Below are 19,466 nucleotides of genomic sequence, written 5' to 3' on the forward strand. Positions count from 1 at the left end.
GGGCAGGAGGGCGCTTTCATGCTGTCATTTCAAAAAATATGAGCCGCCGGGGCCTGTGCCCGGCGGCTCATATTCTTGCTCAAAACGTCTCAGCGGCACTGCAAAATGTCGCAGTAGAACTGGTCCAGTTCCTCCCGCGTGGGGAACACAGCCACGTACATCTGGTTGCCCATAGCGCCGGCCAGGGCGTCGGGAATGCGCTCCACCATCCGCATCTGGGCGGCATACTTGTCCAGGATCTCCTGGTGGCTGAGCACAAAGTCCTTGCCGTCCCGGCGGCCGGCAAAGGCGCAGAACGCGTGCTCACCCACCGGCATGGTGGACCGGCCGAAGGCGATCATATCCGCCCAGATCTTGTACACGTTGGTGCTGTGGGCGAAGTTGATCATATCGGGGGTAAACCCGCCGCAGGGGCGCATGTTGACCTCCAGGCCCACGATCTGGCCCTTTTTGCCCAGCCCCTTCTGGTCCTGAGTCAGGCGGAAGAACTCAAAGTGGACAAACCGGCTCTTGACGCCGAAGGCCTTCACCGTGGCCCGGCCGGCCTTCCGGGTGTCCTCAGGCAGGTCCTTCACAATGTAGTAAATGGAATTTCCGTTCTCGTTGACGATGTCCATGATGGAGAAGGGGGTGACGTTGCCCGTCTCAAACATAGGCTCGCCGTTGGCGTCGATGATGGCGTCGTAGGAATTGACCTCGGCGTTGACGAACTCCTCCATGATGTAGGGTATGTCCTGGGGCATCTCCGCCAGGAAGTTGTCCAGATCCTGGTCGCAGGCCAGCTTGTAGGTGTTGGCGGCGCCCACGCCGTTGTCCGGCTTGACCACCACCGGGTAGCCCACCTTCTTGATGAAGGCGGCGCAGTCCTCCCGGCCCTCCACCAGGTGGTAGCGGGCGGTGGGGATCCCTGCCTTGGCATAGAACTCCTTCATCTTGGACTTATACTTGACCCGGGGCATATCCTCGTTCTGGAAGCCGGAGGTGATGTGGAAGTCGGTGCGCAGCCGGGCGTCCCGCTCCAGCCAGTACTCGTTGTTGGACTCCAGCCAGTCAATGCGGCCATACTTGAAAATAAAGAAGGCCACCGCCCGGTACACCTGGTCATAGTTCTCCAGCGTGTCCACCTTGTAATACTCATTCAGGCTGGCCTTCAGGTCGCCGCTGAGCTGGTCATAGGGTTGGTCGCCGATGCCCAGCACGTTCATGCCGTTGTTCTTCAGTTCCCGGCAGAACTGCCAGTAGTTGGTGGGGAAGTTGGGGGAAATAAAAATGAAGTTTTTCATACCGATTCCAGCTTTCTCTCTTAATTCCAAACAGGACACACACCCTGTCACCCTAGCAGATAGGGCAGGAAATAGGCCACCTGTTTGTGCCACCAGGGCCAGTCGTGGTTCACGTCCCAGCCCCAGAAGTCCACCCACAGCTGGATGCCCTTCTCCTGGCACAGCTGCTGGACCCGCCGGGTGGTCTCCGGCTGTTCCCAGGCGCCCTGGCCCACGCAGATGACACCCTTGTGCTGGTTGTACTGGCCGATGAAGGGGTGGTCTGCGGGCAGGTTGGCCAGATAGTCCACAGGGGAGTTGAGGTAGACCACATCGTCCATGTAGCCGTCAAAGCCATAGCTGGCCGTGTAGATGCCGCTGAGGGCCAGCAGGCCATCGAACAGGTCGGGGCGGCGGAAATACAGGTTGACGGCGTGGGTGGCGCCCAGGCTGCATCCGAAGGCCATCACCCCCGGGAAGCCTGTCCACCCGTTGCAGCGGTTGGTCATGTCCCGGATAAAGGGGACCATCTCGTCGGTGATATACCGCATCCACTGTTCGTGGCGGCGGGCTCGCCAATAGGGGTCGCCCCCCTTGTCGGACCAGGTCTCCTTGTCCATGGTATCGATGGAAAACACCATCACCTGCCCCGATTCGATCCAGGGGGCCCAGGTATCGGTCATGTGGAAGCTCTCAAAATCAAAGAAGCGGCCGTCCTGGCAGGGGATAAACAGCACCGGCCGGCCCGCGTGGCCGTACACCTTACACTCCATATCCCGTCCCAGCGCGGGGCTGTACTGCTTAAAATATTGTGTCTGCATGGGGAGCACCTCCATTATTCAGCTTACAGGCCGTAGAGCAGCGTGTTCATAAAAAACGGGATCTGCCGCTCCCAGCTGGCCTCGCAGTGGGTGCCTCCCGGCACAATGCGGCAGGTGAGCGCCACGCCCCGCTCCAGCAGCAGAGACGCCACATCGGAAAAGCCCCGGAGCATCTCCCCGTGGTTGCCCATCTCCTGGGCGCCGTAATCCATGTACACCACGGTGCCGGGCTGGATGCGGGCGGTACGCAGCAGCCGTTCCAGCCGCTCAGGGGCCAGCCAGATCGAGGGCGACAGGGCAGCGCACCGGGAAAAATACTTGTTGTACTTGCTCACAGCGTACAGGCTCATCAGCCCACCCATGGAGCTGCCGCCGATAAAGGTGTGTTCCCGGCCGGGCAGGGTGGGAAACCGCTCATCGATCTGGGGCTTGAAGGTCTTCACCATCCATTCCATAGTCACCTTCCCCAGCCCTTTGATCCGTCCGAATTCCGGGTCCCGGCAGGCGAAGGGGGAATATTCGTTGAGGCGGCCATTGTTGGGGTCGTGGCTGCACTCCACGGCGGCAATGATCAGCGGAGTCTGGGTGGACTCCATGTATTCCAGCATCCCCCAGCTTTTTCCGTAGGTGGCGTCCTCATCAAAAAACAGGTTATGGCCGTCAAACATATACAGCACCGGGTAGCGCGCCTCCGGGTCCTGCTCCGCCTCATCGGGCAGGTAGAGATAGGCGCGCCTGGGCTGATCTCCAGACAGTTCCGGAATCGTGACTTCCCAAACATCAATCATGACAGATCTCTTTTCCTTACATCACAGTGGATGGAATTATGATAAGTTTAGCACGCCGCCTGCAAAAATGCAATTGACGCTTTCCGCAAACTCCGGGGCGAAGTTTCCATACAATGTGTCTGGAGCGGCAAGTCCTTTTTCTTTCCGGCCGCATGTTCCATTTTTTCTCTCCATATACATGAGCATCACGATTTTATAGGAGGGTATCGCCATGCGCCATCCATTCCGTTCCGTCCGGATCTTTCTGATTTCCAGAAAATGGGTCGTCTCCGGGGTCTGCCTCACCCTTGCCGCGCTTATGTTCTGCCTGGTCAACTATCCCGCCGTGGTCGGAGTTTCCGCCGCCTCCCGACAGCTGCCCATCTACTGCGTCCAGCGGGACCAGAAACTGGTCGCCATCAGCTTCGATGCCGCCTGGGGTGATGTTATTTTGCGGACGTTGGGTCCCACAGGTTTCGGGGCTCAGCGTCCGCATTTTTCTTGGAATGATGATAGCACAGGACAAATCAGCTGTAAAGGCATGGGATTTCCCCGAAAAAACGGACGGAGAAAACCAAACTATCCTCTGCCCCGCCGTTCCAGGACCCCCAGGTCATCTGAGAACGTGTATGTAATTTCCAGCTGTCCATCCTCGAAGACCAGGATCTGCCTGATGGTCTCAGCCACGGTGGCCCGGTCCAAAGCCGTCAGCTTCCCCCGCTTCAGCAGCTCCGATACCCACGGCCTGTCCAGTCCCCTGTCCCGCGTCTGTTCCGGCCGCTCCAGCTGCCCGGAGAGCAGTTTCTCCTGGCGCTGGTAGTCCTCCTGATAGCGGAGGAAGTCCTCTTTGGTGATCAAACCGTCTTTGTAGTCTTCATAGGCGGACTTTTTTAGCCTGCGGACCCGCTCCAGATTCCCCAGCAGGCGTTCCCGCTCCCCTTTGCGGTCGCAGGTCTTTGCCTCCGGCCGGGCCCCCTCCGCCAGCTCCTTCAGGTCCTCCACCGCCGAGATGATCTTGTTCAGGTCCTCCAGTACGATCTGTTCCAGCGCCCGGTACGAGATGCCGTGGCGGGTGCAGACTGTGGGGCCGTACCGCTTGTAGGAGCCGCAGCAGTAGTACACGCCGCCCGGACCGTTGGTTTTGCTCATGGCCCGTCCGCAATCGCCGCAGCGCAGGAAACCTGCAAAAGGGCTGATATTTTCCTTGAAGTTCAGCGTCCGGGTGTCCCGCTGCAGCAGGGATTGGACCCGCTCCCACTGTTCCGCGCCGATGATGGCCTCGTGGGTATGTTCCACTACCGCCCACTGGTCCTTCGACACAAGCCTGGCTTTGCCGTGCATGGTCTGACGGGGCGTCTTACCCTGTTCCATGTTGCCGGCGTACATCTGGTTGTTCAGGATGCGGTGTATGGTGGCGTAGGTCCAATAGGTTGTCCCATTCAGCTTCTGACCATTGTGATATTTCTCACCGTTGAGTTTCTTGTACTCGCTGGGGCAGGGCACCCCTTCGGCGTTCAATGTCTTGGCGATCTTGATTTTTCCATATCCCTGTTCAAATAAGGTAAAAATCCGCTGTACCACAGCCGCCGCCGGCGGGTCAACGATCAGCCGGTTGTGGTCGTTGGGGTCCTTCTGATACCCATAGCTGGCAAAGGCGCCTACAAACTCCCCTCGCCGCTGTTTGGCTTGGAAGGAACTTCGCACCTTTTGGGAGATATCCCGCGCGTACTGTTCGTTGATGATGTTCTTCACCGGGAGCAGCATGTCATAAGGGCCTTTTTCACTGTCGATATTGTCCCCGATGGCGACAAAGCGCACACCACGCTCTGGGAACCACCGCTCCAGATAGCGTCCCACATCAATGTAATCTCTTCCGAAACGGGACAGGTCCTTGACCACCACGCAGTTGACCCGCCCGGACTCAATATCCGCAATCAGGCGTTTGAATGCAGGACGCTCAAAATTTGTACCGGTATAGCCATCATCCACGTAAAAGTCCATCGCTGCCATATCCGGCCGTTGGGCCAGATAGTCCTCCAGGAGCTTCTTCTGGTTGGCAATGCTATAGCTCTCCGGCTTGTCGCCGTCCTCCCGGGACAGGCGGGCATAGAGGGCGGCGCGCCACATGGCGCCGCCAAAGGGGCGATTCGCTTGGTTCCGCTTTGTACGTGCCATGGGCACACCTCCCTTCCACTGTAATATGCAGACTTACGCAGACTCGAAATGGGCTCTGATCAAACTTTTGAGCATGTCCTTTACACTACGGTCAGAATCGAAGCGACGTTCCACACGGATCTCCCTCGTTTTCACCCCCTTTTCTGGCATACCGTCCAGATCTGGTTTTTGACGCATTTTCTCCCTCCTCTCCGGTTTTGGATTCTATCCTTAATGAATGCGGCACATCGTCTGGCTTAGAACTCCAAATGCCTCTTTCCTGTGTATGATATATACGCGATACCTGGGAGAAAATCGGAAAATCCATCGTTTGGCGCGCGGCAGGCCGAAAATCAGCTTACGCCCCTGCCCGTTGAAAGAATTTCGCGTTCAAAAAGACCCATCGAATCCCCTCCACTTTTTTACTCACCCTATTACTGCTGTCTACAGACACCAGTTGATTCATACGCAGGTATTTTGACACATTCCGCTCCGATATCTGCGGGTTGCATTTGCGCAAATACGCCATCATGTCATCAAATTTGACGCAGAAGTACCCTTTGTACCTGAATCCCGGTATTACCCCGGTGCGAACGCCCTGCAGGATCTGTTCCTCAACCGGTCTATTCTGCTCCTGGCGACGGCGAATCACCCCCAGTTCCTCATCAAACACAGCCATAAGGCATTGCTCAAAGCTCTGCTTGAGCTCAGGGATCCGGTCGCGGCACGGTCCAATCGTGTTCAGGAAACGAAGGAAGCTTTCCAAACACCAATCTATCTGCAGAAATGAAGTCCACAGCCGCTCCACATCCGGATAGGGCGTTGTTGGGAACCCGGCCTTGGCACTGCGCAGATTTTCCAGTTCCTCCTCACAGTGTTCGGCAAACCAGCTCAGATAGGCTCTCAGCATCCCGGCTGCAAGCTGACGATCACGGGAAGTTCCGCCGATGCGATAGTCATGGACCTGCACCAACAGGCACCGGGTAATTTCCGAAAGCTCTTGGGGCAAAATCTCTGCGGTCAGAACCAGTCCCGCTTGACACGGATGTGACTGAGGGTCAATTCCCGACATCTTCATTCGACCGCTCTCGTTGGCCACATAACGCACCGCTTTCACGCCGTTATCCAGTCGTTTACGCTGATTTTCGGTGTCTGTACTGCGGCAGATGTCGTCATACAACACTGTGCGGTCTCGGGTTCTGTGAAGGATCTCCCCCAACGACGGTGTAGTACTCTCCGCATCCGGAAACTCTTCCGGAATGCCATTCCTGTCGTACAACTGGCAAAAGTTTCTGGCCAAGGTTGTTTTCCCTGTGCCCGACTTTCCAACGATAAATAATGCGCATGCAAACGGGAGATCTGACTCTTTCCAGAGAGAACGGTGAGCCGAAAAAATCGCATATCCGAATACCGGAAGCCGGTAGCACAGATGTTTTTGCAGCGACGTCAGGAATTCTTGCGCTGTCACGTCCAGTGTCTGGTCCCCTGGGGCTGCCAGCCTTGTACCGGTATGACACACCGTCAAGAATTCTTCGGCCGCTTGGTCAGGGGCGGCGGGGAGCAGTTCGTCCCCCGCCGCAAAGATTCGTTTCCCATCCGGCAGCGCATACCATCCGCTCTGCGGGAAACAGAGCGCCGCCTGCCCCGTACCCAGGTGCTGGATTGCTGCGGCACGGACGATCTCCCGGACCTGCTTCTTTGCCCGGGATGTAATGTACAGGCACCCCGCGGCATGTTCTTCCAGATTCAGGCGCTGCAGCTGATTCATGGGCAGCAAAATTTTCTGTTCCCGCGCATCACCTTCCACCCTTAACTTCAACAGGAGAAAATACTCAGACGTGGTGGGATGCTCCACTCCGGCGGGCCGAAACACCCGCTCCAGAGCAAGGTCAAAATTTCCAAACTGCCCGCTTTTAATGAAGTAATCAGCGCCGGCCACGGCCAAGCACCTCGAAGCCCACTTCGATCGGCGGTTCCCGGAGGGTGCCTTTTTGAGCCCCCAGCGCCAAGTGTAACATCCTGTCCAAGCAGAAATTTTGGTAAGCCAGAACGCCGTTCTGGAAGTTAACGCGGGCCACCGTCTGCTCCAGGCGATGTTTCCGTTTTTTCCCCTTTCCTTTTTTCTTTTTGCCCTTCTTTTTCCCACCGGAGTTCTCCATCAAGCTATCCAGGAGAGAAGGATCAATGGCCTGCAGGCAGTTGAGCGAATGATTTCCCGGCGTGCTGTCCACGGTATCATCTTCCCCGATGGTCAGATTTGGGTTCGTACGGTAGCTGTTGAAACTCATGTTTTTTCCTCCAATCGTCAAGTTTTACAGGGTTTTCACGTCAGACATTATTCCACATTTTATTTGTGATTTCTATTGACAATACCATGATTTGTTGAATATAATTTGAATATATTCGATTATATTTTTTAATAACTAATTTTTTGGAGGATATTCGTGGACGCAATCAAGGAATTATACGAAAAAGAGCAATACAATCGTCAAAAGGCCCCGGGGTTTCTGACACTGATCCGCCGCAAGGGTGGGGCGGTCGACACGCTTCCGCATTTTCGCTGCTTGCCTGATGGGAATGCAGCCCCCTTGTTAGATGTGTGGAGGCGTTTTCATCATGCGGCCCACCACAAGGCTTTCGCCGATTTTTATGATAAGATCCTATACTGCTCTGAACTATGTGAAGGTCTGCTGGACGAGCCCACATTTCTGGAATTGATTGCCGACCGCAGCTTCTTGTTTCTGAACTACAGCGAATGTGGGACCGATCCGGAATATCCTACGCTGTCCCGCCTTGTGGATTCCTATGACACATGTCTTGAGAATTACAGGCGTGAAAATGTGGAGAAGGTGTGGGAGCAAGGGTTCGTTCCCACCGACGCCAACTATTCTGACTACCTGGCCTTTCAGCACAATCTGTCTGAATTAAACGCAGCGATTGCTTTGCGTAAAACGTTTCTGGATGACCCCGAGGGGAAGGCGTCTCTGCCCGAGGGGTTTTGCCTGGAGATCAAACCCGCCCGGGAGGCGCTAAGCAATGCGGAGCTTTCTCTCAGCAGCCTGTTCGAACACTATTTGGATGCCTGTAAAAATCAGGCATATGTCAGGTGGGAACCCCTCCGCTCCGGCCCAACGGAGCCGTCGCCATGGAACGCTGCCATACACGCGGTCTGGGAGTATACCTCCCGGACCTGCGGGTATCAAGATCCCCCCACCCGCGCATTGGTCTTTTTCCATCTGTTTACGCAAAAAGCGCAAAAACTATATAACGGAACACTGCGGCAATATAAGTTCGAAAAGATTAGAGAACGCACGACGCTGACAGAAAATCCCGATTCCACCCAGCTACGGATTCAGAAGCGCATCCGCTGCAACATCCAGCTCTATGACCAGCTTTTGGAACTGTTCATCGGACAAAGCTGTCTCCCGTTTCCTACGGAGGAGGCACGTACCCGGTATTCCTGCAGCGCAAAGTTCCAATTCTACCGATACAGCCGGTATGACCGTTACTGGCACTATGATCTGAGCGCCTTTTGGGATAGCGGATACAACCCCCGCTTTGGGTTCCATTACTTGGAGAACTATCGGGACGGCGTTGACAATCTGGGAAACCTTTTGCGTCATCACATTCATTATTGCCTTCCCAATCAGGCTCAGTGGTTGATTCCGGTGCTGCACCATGATCGCCGGGAGCCGCCTCTCTCCGTTCTTACGACCTTTCTCCTTGCGGAGTCCACTCTGAACCTTCAGCCAAACAAACGGTTGGTTCATAAAGTTCAAAAGCTACTGGACTCCAAAGATGGAGCGATGCTGGTAAAGGAATACACACAGTGCTGCACCAATCAGACCCGTACCCTGGAACTGCTGACCGAAGCATGCAGAAAGTATCAACTTATCATCCCTCATGAGGAACTGGTCCTGTATGAATCCCTGGGAGGTGACACTACCGTCCAGAAATGCAGCCAATATGTTCTGGAGTACTTTCTGAGAGAGCGCATGATCAGGAAGGCCCGCGCCCGGCTGGGTACCCTTGCCAAAACGTATTTCGATCAGCTGTGCCTGAACAGTTTTTCCTACAACGGGAATTGACCGTGAGAAACAAAATCAGGGGAAGCGGGGAAATTCCCCTCTTCCCCTGAAAGCTGCAGATGGGGAAACAGTGAGTTGGTTCTATGGTGCTCTATTGGCAAATGATCCGCCCCTAATATATCCTCCCCTCTGTCTGTTGTTTCGTGTGCGGCGTCGCTGTTTTAAGCCAGGACTCCCTTCCGAACCGGGTTTGCGTACCATCGTTCCTACTCCCATGAAATTGAGTTTTTTGTTGGAAAGCGCACCACAAGTACATTATAAAATGAAGATCTCCCAACAGATTTATAACGATTCTGTTGGGAGGTTTTATTTTATGAAGATCCGTAAATCCGTGAAAAAAGCCATGGAATTGCTCCAAATCGAGCAACTGAGAAGAAATCAACTCAAACCGATCAATGCGATCCTGGACGGTCGTGACACCATGGTCATTGCGCCCACTTCCTTCGGCAAATCCGTGCTCTATCTGATCCCCGCCCTGGCACAGGACACAGGGATCACCATTGTGATCGAACCGCTCCTTGCCCTCATCCATGACCAGGTACATAAACTGCGAAAGCTGGACATTCCCGCGTCCTACCTGGATTCCACACAGTCCAAATCAGAGCAGAAAGCGGTCCTGGATGACCTGTGGAAATGCCGCGTCAAGATCCTCTATGTTGCCCCTGAGAGACTGGAGACGGGTATTCTCTCTTGGATCGAGGAATTTGGCCAAATCAAGATTGTCGTTGTGGATGAATGCCACTGCGTGACCACTTGGGGCAGCACGTTCCGGGATGCCTACCGATCCATCGGTGAATACATCGACTCGTTGGAACATCATCCTGTGATCGTTGCTCTCTCCGCCACGGCAGTTCCGGAGGACCGGCCTCGGATCATGAAGCTGTTGTCCATGCGTAAGGCCAAGGAGTTCGCGGTAAGCCTGTACCGAAGCAAGCTGTCCTTTATGAAGAAGCATGTTCCCTCCGGCTATGGTCACCTGTCAGAACTAAAAAAGTGCCTGAAGAAGTACCACCACCACACAACGATTTTGTTCTGCAATACCATCGCTGCCACGGAGAATGTTGCGAAAGAACTCAAGAAGCTCTATCACGGCGAGGTGATGGTCTATCACAGCCGGAACAAGGAGCAGGAAGAAGATATGTTGTCCGGAAAGAAGCATATCATCGTCGCTACCAGCGCGTTGAGCATGGGGGTAGACATCCGGGACGTGGACCTGGTGATCCACTACAACATGCCGCTGTCCCTTGCAGAGTATTACCAGATGGCAGGTCGGGCCGGCCGGGAGGGACAGCACGCCAGAAGTATCCTGCTGTATAATCCTGACGATTACAACAAGAATCGCTGGTTGCTGAAGCAGATTGAAGATAAGAAGGTCAGGGGGCGAGCGCTGAAACGGCTGGATGAGATGAAAGAATTCTGCGAGGATGAGGAGCAATGCATGGTCATCACCTTGCTCAATGCCCTGGGAGATGCGCACGAGAACGCCTGCCGCTACTGTACCAACTGCCAGAAAGGAAGATGAGAGATGTGCCAGATTGACATAGGGATCGACAGTTTTTCCTGTACATACAGTCTGACTCCGAAGCAGAAGTCCAGCATTCTGGGTGCACTCAGGATACGTCCGAAGTTTCAGACCAGATGCAGCGATTATTTTGATTGCACTTATGACTATACCAGCGACTGCTTCGCCGGACAGGGCATCAAGCTGCGGGTCTCCCGGCATAAAGGCTCGCTCTGGAATCTCACCGTCACGATCCATCCTACCCTTCTGCTGGGGGATACCGACAGAAGCGCTCTGTTTCATCCCAACAAGAAAACGGTCAAGGAAGTGATGCACGGGGCCGACACACCTCTGAAGCAGATCCATTGTCCCTGTAAGCTGAAAGATATGAAGTTGTATCGGGTGGATGTCACGGCCAACCTGATTTTTGAAACGGCAGCCCTGGTGGAGGGCTACCTGCGCATCCTAAAGAAGAGTCTGATCCTGCCCAGGTATCATGTGGAACAATTCAAAAAGGGCGAGGGCAAAGCCAAAGACTGCAAGGAGGCCAACAGGCACTCCTATAAGCAGAGCTGTACGGCTGCTTCCTTCTTTGCCTATGATAAGACGGCGCAGTTGGAGATGATCGCCGCCTCACCGGCCTCTCTGGTGGGGAAACGGGTGCTGCGGCTGGAAGTGCAGCTGCGCCGCAAAGGTATGCGGAAGTGGGTAAGTAAAGATCACATGGACAACAACGGCAAGGTATTGAAGATGCTGTATGAGAAGGCGGGAGACATCCTACGCTGGTATCTCGGGCGGCTGCAGCTCAAGGGGCAACGCCATGTTCGCTACAAGGAGGCAAAGGAGATGATCGATGGCCTTCGGAGTAAAAAGACAAGGGAGCGGATGCTGTATCTGCTGAGAAAGGCAAGCGACCGGAAAAGCCTTTCCGCCGCCATTGAAGATCTGAGAGCGGAATTCGGCCTGAAGTCCGGACAGATCAACCGGGTCCTGAAGAAGTTTGACAAACTGGGCATCAGCCCCATCACGCTGACCAACGCGGACGGCGAAGAAAGTCTTCCAGCGCTGGCGGGATTTCTTGGATAATCTAAATTTCTGTGTCTTTCGCATCTAAAAAAGCTCGAAATTGCTCAGAAATGAGTGTTTTTAAGTGAACGGTAGGTAACATTAGGATACATATTTGCTGGAATTCCGGAGCTGATGAGTATTCCAGTTATGCCATGTATAGCTGCTCCACACTAAGTTCCTGCATCAGCACCTCCTGTCTGGCTGTGTTCTTTTCCCGGGTGTTGACACGTACATATCCAACTTTCGTCATCCCATCTCCATTTTCCCAATAGGGTCAGTTTTCAAATTGGCACATGCCACAATGCGAAAACCGACCCTATTGGGACAGTTTTTTTGCCGTTAGGGCACACCCTATTGGCATATGGTCAACAAGAGATCATCACAAGCTGGCCGCCAATATTCAGAAACAGCTCCGGCTTGGCAAACACCGCCTTGTAATTCCGGAGCTGTTCATCCGTTAAAGAAATAAAATCTTCTTCGTCCGGCGAGGCGCCGCAGAGGAGAAATGTCCCGCAGACGATGTCATAGGGCTTCCCAGTACGGGACTCGCGCAGTGCACGGTTCATAGGCAGTCCCAGAAGCTTCCCTTCATCGTTGCAGATCAGCGCCACTGGTTCCTCAAAGGGATACAGCGCCTGAATCAAACCACCCACGATATTTTGCATCGCGGCGAGACCGGAAGGTATCTCTTTTTCATAAGGTGCCCTCCCGGGTTCCACGATCAGGACACGCAGCGCCGTTTTTTCAGATGTCCCCACAGTACAGCATCTCCTCTACATCATCCGTCGTAAAGCCGTCAGTCAGCAGGGTATCCACATAATCAGGCGAAAAGCCGTAGAAAGATGCCACCGATTTCAACTCCCGAATATACGCCTGGTCTGGTGATGCTGGGAGCGGGACACTCCGGCTCCGGACCGAAGGCTCCATCAGGAAGGAATATGGGGCATATCCGCGGGTATACAAATTCCAGGTGTCAAAGCCAGCACGGGTTTGTTGTCCTTCCGAATCGATTTTCAGGATCTCGCCGCACGCCAGAACCACTTGAGATGCCTTGCCCAATCGATAGGGCATCCGGGCAAGGGCTTTCCTCAAAATCTCCTCGGTGGAGGCATAGAGGTACAGGCCGCTGTCGGGATAATGATAGATGCAAAGTGGATTGTCCCCTTTGACGAAGTACAGATTGTTCCGGTCATCCAGCACGGTAAAGGAGAAGGAGCCCTCCACCTGTTCCGCCATGTATCTCAGGCTGTCAAAGGTGAGGGTTCCTTGCTGTTGGAGCAGCTGGACCGCCACGAAGCTGTCCGTCTCGATGTTGGTCCGGGGCAGCTTTTGGGTGGCCCGGAGCAAAACATCGTTGTACAGCACCCCGTTATGGGCCAGGGCAAAGGAATGGCTTCCCGCTCTGGCCAGGAAGGGGTGGTTGTTGTAGTTGCGCCGTGCGTCCCCCTGGGTGGACATTCTGGTGTGGCCCATGATTACTAGGGCGTCCTCCGGGATATGGAACCGGACCTTATGGGCGGGCAGAGGCCGCTTGAACACATGTAGCTTACCGCCAGAATTGTAGGCGATCCCGGTGGCGTCGGTGCCTCTGACCTCGCTGGCTGTGGCCTGGACATGGAGCATCCTGGCCTTTTGCTTTCCAGTAAACCGATGGTTCCCGTCAATCATTCCAAACAAACAGCACATCAGACCTCCACCTCCGTCTCCACAGGGTCATTGACGTACAGCCGCCGCTCTTTCAGGTACCGCACTAGTTCCGGCTGGGTGCAGCCGGAGACAAAGGTGGTCCAGGACATGGCCTTGATCTCCTCGTCGGACAGAAAAAGAGCCACATCGCAGATCCTATCAACGAGCTGCAATGTGGCGATCAAGGTATTCAGTTTCAATGTTCCTCTGAAAATACGAAACTCGATAGTATCTTCATTTTGGAGATTGACGCAGGTGTACCGTCCGGCCCCATCCCCTTTCTTGGCGTGGTCCAGGATGTCACGGGGCTGCTCTTTGTAGCCATACCGGGCTGCCCAGCGTTCCAGTTGCCGTGGCGTCCTGCGGCTGAACTTCAGCAGCTCCTCCCAGTGCTTCTCAAAGAAATAGAGGATGCGGGCGATGGCAGCGTCCTGCTCAGCCTCGGTGACGCCAAAAGCGGCACGGCTTACATGGACGTGCAGCCCGCAGGTCCCGGCCCGGTGGGACTGATAGCCCAGACGGACCGCTGCTTTCAAAATATCTGCCCAGGGCATCTGATGACAATGGTACTCCAGGGACATGGGATGGCTCACCAGTTCAAAGCCATCGTCCAGAGAGCCGTCATGTTTGCAGTACAGCAGTTCCGAACCGCCTCTGTTTGCCACGTCCATAATCTGTGACGCCTTGTTGTCCAATTCCCCCGCTCCGTCGACCTCCAGCTCGACGCCCATGTAGCGGGGACCTTCTCCATGGAAGATGGGTTCCGGCTTATAGTAATAGTCGTGGATTCCCTGGGGCGAGGTGTAGTAGCAGGAGTCGCAATAGGGATACTCCTCAGCCTCGTCGGAGTCCCGGTAGAAGGCCTCTGACCGCCTGAGAAGTGTTCCACAACGGGTACAGGTGGTGTAGTAGTCATCAAAACAGTCTTGACACAGGGGATGCATCTCGGTCCCCGCATTGTCTTCCCGCAGGATTCGTTCTCCGCACACCCGGCAAAGAGTGGTTTGTTCCGCCAAGCAGTCGGGACACAGTTCCCGTCCATTCACTTCTGTCCTCTGGTCTTCCGGGTGCTCAGCGCCGCAAATACTGCATACAAAGGTTGCTTTCATGCTGTTTTCCTCCTAAAATCAATTAAACCCCGGGGAATTACCCCGAGGCCTTCACTGTTATAATATATATTTGCGATACGGAGGAAAACCGGTTGGAAGGATGATTCCCTGGCGTTATATGCTTTATATTAAACTCACATGCTTAAAAGAGGTCAAACAAGTCGGAAAATAAGTTCAAAATGCCCCAACTCCTCGAGAATATTTTCAACAGCCATTTCTCCTCGTATTGTTTTCTGGTCAGCGGTAACTATATCCCGTTTTATCCAATTGGTGATAGCCTGGTTGGAATTGGTCATGTTCTGTACGTGTTCCCCCATCCTGTCAGGCAGCAGATTTCCTCACACATTTCAAAAGAATAGGGCATAAATAGGGCCTGCGGTGCACCGCAGGCCCTATCATTTCCGCTCCATCCGATATTCCCTTCATTGCGCAGCGCTTCCACAAGCTACTCCGACTGCTTTTTCCACAGCCACTTCCGGGGCCTTGACTTCCTCTCCCCGTTCAGGATTCACATCTTCCGGTTCGTGGAAGGTTGGGACAACTTGATGCAAGGTCTCCCGGATAATGCCAGGATTGTTTTGATCCAGGGCTGCCGCCAGCACAGCAAGCTTGTCCCTCAACTCCTCGGGGGTAATGCCGGGCTGCCGCTCCACAAAGATCTGGTCGTTCTCTGTCTTCTCGATATCCCGGCTGGCAACCAGCAGTTCCTCATACAGCTTCTCCCCGGGCCGCAGGCCGGTCTCCACGATCTGGATGTCCCGGTAGGGCACGTAGCCCGACAGGCGGATGAGGTTCTCCGCCAGATCCAGAATTTTCACCGGCTGGCCCATATCCAGCACATACAGTTCGTTCTGTTTCGCCATGGCGCCCGCCTGGAGCACCAGCTGAGCTGCCTCGGGGATAGTCATAAAATAGCGGATGATCCGCTTATCTGTGATGGTGACAGGACCGCCCGCGGCAATCTGCCGCTTAAAAAGAGGCACCACACTGCCGTTGGACCCCAGCACGTTGCCGAAGCGTACCGCGGCAAAGGTAGTCTTGCTCCGGCCCCTCATGGACTGGAGGATCATCTCGCACAGCCGCTTGGTGGCGCCCATGACAGAGGTAGGGTTCACCGCCTTATCGGTAGATATCTGAATAAACTTGCCCACACCGTACTCGTCAGCGGCCCGGACCAGATTCAATGTTCCGAACACGTTATTCCGCACCGCCTCCTGAGGGCTTTGCTCCATCAGAGGTACATGCTTGTGGGCTGCGGCGTGGAACACTACGTCGGGCCGGTAGTGGGCGAAGAGCTGCCGCACCCGCTCGCCGTCCCGGATAGAGGCGATCTCCACCGCCAGGTCCAGCTTATTTTTGTAAATGTATAAAAGCTCCTGCTGGATATCGTAGGCATTGTTCTCGTAAATGTCCACGATGACCAACTGTTTGGGCCGGTGCTTGGCGATCTGCCGGCACAGCTCGGAGCCGATGGAGCCACCTCCGCCCGTCACCATGACCACCTTGCCCTCCAGATAGCCGTCCACGGGCTTGGAATCCAGCCGCACCGGCTCCCGACCCAACAAATCCTCGATCTGGATGTCCCGCAGTTGGGCGCCGATGGGCTTTTGCTCGATCAGGTCCATGGTGCTGGGCAGCACAGATACCTTTACCTTCACCCGGTCCAGACCGGACAGCTCCTTCAAAATTTCATGCCGCCGCTCCTCGCTGATGGAAGGAATGGCCACGATGATCTGGCGAATATCCATAGCACGCAGGCGGGTAGGGATGTCGCGGATCGTACCCTTCACTTCTACTCCATGGATGCGCTTACCCACTTTTGACCGGTCATCGTCAAAAAAGCACTGGACCTGATAGCGGCTGTCGGCGTTGCTCTGGAGTTCGCCTAATAGTTGAACTCCGGCGGCACCGGCCCCAATGATTGCTACAGGGAGGCGGTGGCTCCCTCGCCGGTGCATTACCTGATTGCGGTAAACCCGGTAGGTAAACCGCATCAGCAGCATTCCCAGCACCCATACGCTGGCAATGGCGGTCAGCAGTACAAAGGACATCACAGAGCGGATCACCGCCCGGCTGATGATCTCATATACGCAGAACCCCCAAAAAGCCGCCATCAAAAGGGACAGGTATTCCCGGCTTTCTGCATAACGCCAAAGGCTGTCATAGGTATGAAACGCAATTTGAAAGACCACCGTGCACACATACAGCAGTAGTAGGTGGGGAAGTAGTTTGCCCTGACCCACAGCGTCGGGCAGAGCATACCGCAGTGAAAATCGGGCCAATAGAATGGCCACAACAATTAAAATTGAACTATCACATATAAATAAAAGTTCTTTTCGAAATCGGCTCATGGCAGGGAATCTCCAATCATTTCAAACCGGGACCTCAAGTCCTTCGTTACAATTATGCTACAATATAACACAATCTTTTGACAAAAGGAACACTTTTTCCCGTATTTATACCTGCATAATTTCTACCCCTGCTTAAGAATGACGAAAGACCTTGCTTCGAAGGAATTGAATTATGAAGGCGCGGCAGTGAGGAAGCAACAGGCTTTGCCCGCAAATCAAGACACACAGAGACAAGCAGGTGGCAGCAAATCCCACTAGGATCAGGCTGAAATACGAATCCATTGAGACACCGGCGAACAGCCAGCGGAACAGGACCTGAGTCAAGGCGAACAACGCAATATCGACAAGGTAAATGGAATAGGTGCGCTTGGCGCTTCGGAAGAGCAGCTTGTGGTTGGCATACAGGATGATGTCATTGGTGCGGTAAAGCAGAGCGATGACCGTTCCCAGCAGGACACCATAAATGCCGAGAAAGTAAACGCCAATCAGGGATACCGTCAAATTGATCGCGGATTCCAGAATGGTCTGCCGCAGAGTGTTTTTGAAATGCCCGGCGTATTGGATGGTGGACAGCATGGACGTCCGGCTTTTATCCAGCAGAGAGGCCAGAACAAAGAGCACAGCCAGCCAGGGGTCTACGTAATTGATATCTGTGACCCCGGCGGTGTACAGGCGCATAAACGGGAGGAAGAGAAACAGGGCTACGGAGAACAACGCGTAGAGTGCGGCGCTGTAATAGGACTCCACCAGGTCGATCTGCCGGATGTAAAGCGGCCTGTCCGTCTGATATGTCTGTCCCAGAACAAAGCTGATGCTGCTCAGCGGGATCCCTAGAATCGATTCCAGCTGGGAAGTGACCAGCTTGAACATGGAGTACACGCTGACCACCCGGAGGCCGCAGGCCATTGTAAGGATCAGCACGTCCGTATTACGGAAGATCAGCGTGCTAATCTGGTGGACCAGAACAGAGTTTTTTTGCGAAATGGCCGCATAGTTTGGCAGGACGTTCAGGTCCAGGCGGGGGTATTTCCGGATATACCAAAGAATATAGGCCGCTTGAAGACACTGAAGCAGGAAGGAAAACGCCAGGATAAAAACGATATTGGCATGGAGATAAATCAGGATGATCTTGGCAATACTGGTCAGGATGGTCGTGACCGTGGCAAGATTGGTCGTGATATACAGCTTTCCGTCCGCCTGGAGGAGAAAGCGGTACTTCCCCTGGAAATAGAAGAGGACAACATTCCCCAGTCCGCTGAAAAATACGGCGCCGAATACCGTGAGATAGGACAGCGAGCTGTCCACGACCAAAGGATAACACACAGCCAGAACGGTCAGGCTGAGCAGATACCAGCGCCCGGTCTTGTGGTAATATTCATTGGTGGCGGCAAGTACGCCGTTGATGCCATCCCAGTCTTCCCGCGCCATGGGCTTATAGAGAGCCTGCAGGGTAGCGGTGCCGACACCGGCCTCAAACAGGCTCAGATAGACCAGGAGCTGATTCAAGGAGTTCAGCAGGCCGTTGACCTCGGAGCCGTAGCTGACCACAAACATCCGGGGCAGCAGCAAACCAAACGCGATGGTGAGCGCTTGACTCAGGATCAAATACAGCAGATTTTTCAGACTTTTCTTCCGATTGTTCATGTGCGGTAATATCCCTTCCATTTTTCCCGGAACCGGGCAAGGACATTGTATAAATATGGGGCTTTGACATACAGAACGATACGGCGGCAGAGCCTTGCGGGAAGATGATTTTTCCGCGCCAGAACCTGCCGCAGATGAGGCTGCAGAAATTGACGGCAGCTTTGCCGGTCTTCCGGATTTTTGGATATCGCCGCCATGTACGCCAGAGAATGAATCTGAGAAGCGTACTGAATAAAGAACGCCGTTTGCATCTGTGCATCATTTTCCGAAATAGTAAAATACCTGTGTTCCCACATTCTGACATTGTTTATTTGAGGGATCACCGGATTTTTCTTCCCTTGCGCGCATATGCTTTGATCCCGCTGAATGTAAACGTATCCGGCATAATCGTCAAGATATGCGGTCTGACATTGGCAAAACACATCCGTCATAAACCAGCCATCTTCATAATAGCAACGCAGATCGGGAAAACGAAGATTCCCGATACACTTGGCGCAAAACAATTTACCAAGTACAGACGAGAAATACATGTCTTTTCTTTTTAAAATATCCGAAAAAAATTCAGATCTGTTTTGAATGAGCCGCTTTGCACTGACACGGGGATACGGATAATAAAACGGATTCCCTCGATCATCCGCATACGTATAATTGCAGCAGGCCATCTCCGTATGGTTCTCTGTGATATCGTTTAAAAGAACTTCCAAATAATCAGGAGCCACGCGGTCATCTGCGTCCACAAAGGCAATATACTCCCCCAAGGCGGCATCCAGCCCCACGTTCCGGGTTGCGCTGAGCCCCTGATTCGTCTGGTGAAACACACGGACACGGGGGTCCCTGGCAGCGTACCCGTCACACACGGCCCCGGAGCCATCGGTGGACCCGTCATCGATCAGGAGGATCTCCATATTCTGATGGGTTTGCCCCAGGAGACTGTCCACGCACGGGGTCAGATACGGACCGACATTATAGACGGGAACAATGACGCTAATCAGCGGCTTTTCTGTTGTATGCATTG

General features: G+C 54.1%; 15 protein-coding genes. 3 read left to right on the plus strand and 12 right to left on the minus strand.

The window, feature by feature from the left end:
- Window positions 1–89: 89 nt before the first annotated feature.
- The 6 genes from I6E42_RS05135 to I6E42_RS05160 form a co-directional block, all read right to left on the minus strand.
- Entirely contained in the window at window positions 90–1,283 is a 1,194-nt protein-coding gene (locus tag I6E42_RS05135) for an ATP-grasp domain-containing protein (RefSeq protein WP_235370860.1), read from the minus strand.
- A 47-nt stretch (window positions 1,284–1,330) separates the two neighbouring features.
- Window positions 1,331–2,083 (minus strand): esterase family protein, encoded by a 753-nt coding sequence (locus tag I6E42_RS05140; protein WP_235370861.1) that lies wholly within the window; start codon window positions 2,081–2,083, stop codon window positions 1,331–1,333.
- A gap of 23 nt (window positions 2,084–2,106) precedes the next feature.
- Window positions 2,107–2,871, minus strand: a complete 765-nt coding sequence (locus tag I6E42_RS05145) for an alpha/beta hydrolase (RefSeq protein ID WP_235370862.1) — start codon at window positions 2,869–2,871, stop codon at window positions 2,107–2,109.
- 558 nt (window positions 2,872–3,429) lie between these two features.
- Window positions 3,430–5,025 (minus strand): recombinase family protein, encoded by a 1,596-nt coding sequence (locus I6E42_RS05150; protein WP_235370863.1) that lies wholly within the window; start codon window positions 5,023–5,025, stop codon window positions 3,430–3,432.
- 337 nt (window positions 5,026–5,362) lie between these two features.
- Window positions 5,363–6,943, minus strand: a complete 1,581-nt coding sequence (locus tag I6E42_RS05155) for an ATP-binding protein (protein WP_235370864.1) — start codon at window positions 6,941–6,943, stop codon at window positions 5,363–5,365.
- Window positions 6,930–7,292, minus strand: a complete 363-nt coding sequence (locus I6E42_RS05160) for a hypothetical protein (protein WP_235370865.1) — start codon at window positions 7,290–7,292, stop codon at window positions 6,930–6,932. Before I6E42_RS05160 ends, I6E42_RS05155 begins: the two co-directional genes overlap by 14 nt.
- A gap of 156 nt (window positions 7,293–7,448) precedes the next feature.
- On the opposite strand from I6E42_RS05160, the gene I6E42_RS05165 reads away from it, so the two are divergent.
- The 3 genes from I6E42_RS05165 to I6E42_RS05175 all read left to right on the plus strand — a co-directional run bounded on the left by I6E42_RS05165 (window position 7,449) and on the right by I6E42_RS05175 (window position 11,679).
- Window positions 7,449–9,092 (plus strand): hypothetical protein, encoded by a 1,644-nt coding sequence (locus I6E42_RS05165; protein ID WP_235370866.1) that lies wholly within the window; start codon window positions 7,449–7,451, stop codon window positions 9,090–9,092.
- A gap of 313 nt (window positions 9,093–9,405) precedes the next feature.
- On the plus strand, window positions 9,406–10,614 hold the full coding sequence (locus tag I6E42_RS05170) for a RecQ family ATP-dependent DNA helicase (protein ID WP_235370867.1): 1,209 nt from the start codon (window positions 9,406–9,408) through the stop codon (window positions 10,612–10,614).
- Window positions 10,615–10,617: 3 nt separating this feature from the next.
- Window positions 10,618–11,679: a hypothetical protein gene (locus I6E42_RS05175; RefSeq protein WP_235370868.1), complete on the plus strand. Its 1,062-nt coding sequence runs from the start codon at window positions 10,618–10,620 to the stop codon at window positions 11,677–11,679.
- Window positions 11,680–12,026: 347 nt separating this feature from the next.
- On the opposite strand, the gene I6E42_RS05180 is transcribed toward I6E42_RS05175, so the two are convergent.
- The 6 genes from I6E42_RS05180 to I6E42_RS05205 all read right to left on the minus strand — a co-directional run bounded on the left by I6E42_RS05180 (window position 12,027) and on the right by I6E42_RS05205 (window position 19,464).
- Window positions 12,027–12,419 carry a DUF3846 domain-containing protein gene (locus I6E42_RS05180; RefSeq protein ID WP_235370869.1) on the minus strand — a complete coding sequence of 131 codons (393 nt, stop codon included), beginning with the start codon at window positions 12,417–12,419 and terminating at the stop codon, window positions 12,027–12,029.
- A complete protein-coding gene (locus tag I6E42_RS05185; protein WP_235370870.1) occupies window positions 12,406–13,347 on the minus strand; it encodes a class II glutamine amidotransferase in 942 nt (313 codons plus the stop codon). Before I6E42_RS05185 ends, I6E42_RS05180 begins: the two co-directional genes overlap by 14 nt.
- Complete coding sequence (locus tag I6E42_RS05190; protein WP_235370871.1) at window positions 13,347–14,456, minus strand: amidoligase family protein; 1,110 nt, start codon at window positions 14,454–14,456, stop codon at window positions 13,347–13,349. Before I6E42_RS05190 ends, I6E42_RS05185 begins: the two co-directional genes overlap by 1 nt.
- Window positions 14,457–14,878: 422 nt before the next feature.
- The gene (locus I6E42_RS05195; protein ID WP_235370872.1) at window positions 14,879–16,738 is read right to left on the minus strand and encodes a polysaccharide biosynthesis protein; all 1,860 of its coding nucleotides are present in this window, start codon (window positions 16,736–16,738) and stop codon (window positions 14,879–14,881) included.
- Window positions 16,739–16,939: 201 nt separating this feature from the next.
- Entirely contained in the window at window positions 16,940–18,451 is a 1,512-nt protein-coding gene (locus I6E42_RS05200) for an MATE family efflux transporter (RefSeq protein WP_235370873.1), read from the minus strand.
- Window positions 18,448–19,464, minus strand: coding sequence for a glycosyltransferase family 2 protein (locus I6E42_RS05205; RefSeq protein WP_235370874.1), 1,017 nt, complete (start codon window positions 19,462–19,464; stop codon window positions 18,448–18,450). The genes I6E42_RS05200 and I6E42_RS05205 overlap by 4 nt, the downstream gene beginning before the upstream one ends.
- Between the last annotated feature and the right edge of the window lie 2 nt (window positions 19,465–19,466).

It is taken from the genome of Pseudoflavonifractor phocaeensis (assembly GCF_021531815.1).
Classification (GTDB): domain Bacteria; phylum Bacillota; class Clostridia; order Oscillospirales; family Oscillospiraceae; genus Lawsonibacter; species Lawsonibacter phocaeensis_A.

Excerpts from the sequence above, each read along its gene's own strand:
- I6E42_RS05160 (WP_235370865.1), bottom strand. The coding sequence starts at position 7,292 with ATGAGTTTCAACAGCTACCGTACGAACCCAAATCTGACCATCGGGGAA.
- I6E42_RS05170 (WP_235370867.1), top strand. The coding sequence starts at position 9,406 with ATGAAGATCCGTAAATCCGTGAAAAAAGCCATGGAATTGCTCCAAATC.
- I6E42_RS05200 (WP_235370873.1), bottom strand. The coding sequence starts at position 18,451 with ATGAACAATCGGAAGAAAAGTCTGAAAAATCTGCTGTATTTGATCCTG.
- I6E42_RS05185 (WP_235370870.1), bottom strand. The coding sequence starts at position 13,347 with ATGTGCTGTTTGTTTGGAATGATTGACGGGAACCATCGGTTTACTGGA.
- I6E42_RS05205 (WP_235370874.1), bottom strand. The coding sequence starts at position 19,464 with ATGCATACAACAGAAAAGCCGCTGATTAGCGTCATTGTTCCCGTCTAT.
- I6E42_RS05150 (WP_235370863.1), bottom strand. The coding sequence starts at position 5,025 with ATGGCACGTACAAAGCGGAACCAAGCGAATCGCCCCTTTGGCGGCGCC.
- I6E42_RS05175 (WP_235370868.1), top strand. The coding sequence starts at position 10,618 with ATGTGCCAGATTGACATAGGGATCGACAGTTTTTCCTGTACATACAGT.
- I6E42_RS05145 (WP_235370862.1), bottom strand. The coding sequence starts at position 2,871 with ATGATTGATGTTTGGGAAGTCACGATTCCGGAACTGTCTGGAGATCAG.
- I6E42_RS05140 (WP_235370861.1), bottom strand. The coding sequence starts at position 2,083 with ATGCAGACACAATATTTTAAGCAGTACAGCCCCGCGCTGGGACGGGAT.
- I6E42_RS05135 (WP_235370860.1), bottom strand. The coding sequence starts at position 1,283 with ATGAAAAACTTCATTTTTATTTCCCCCAACTTCCCCACCAACTACTGG.
- I6E42_RS05190 (WP_235370871.1), bottom strand. The coding sequence starts at position 14,456 with ATGAAAGCAACCTTTGTATGCAGTATTTGCGGCGCTGAGCACCCGGAA.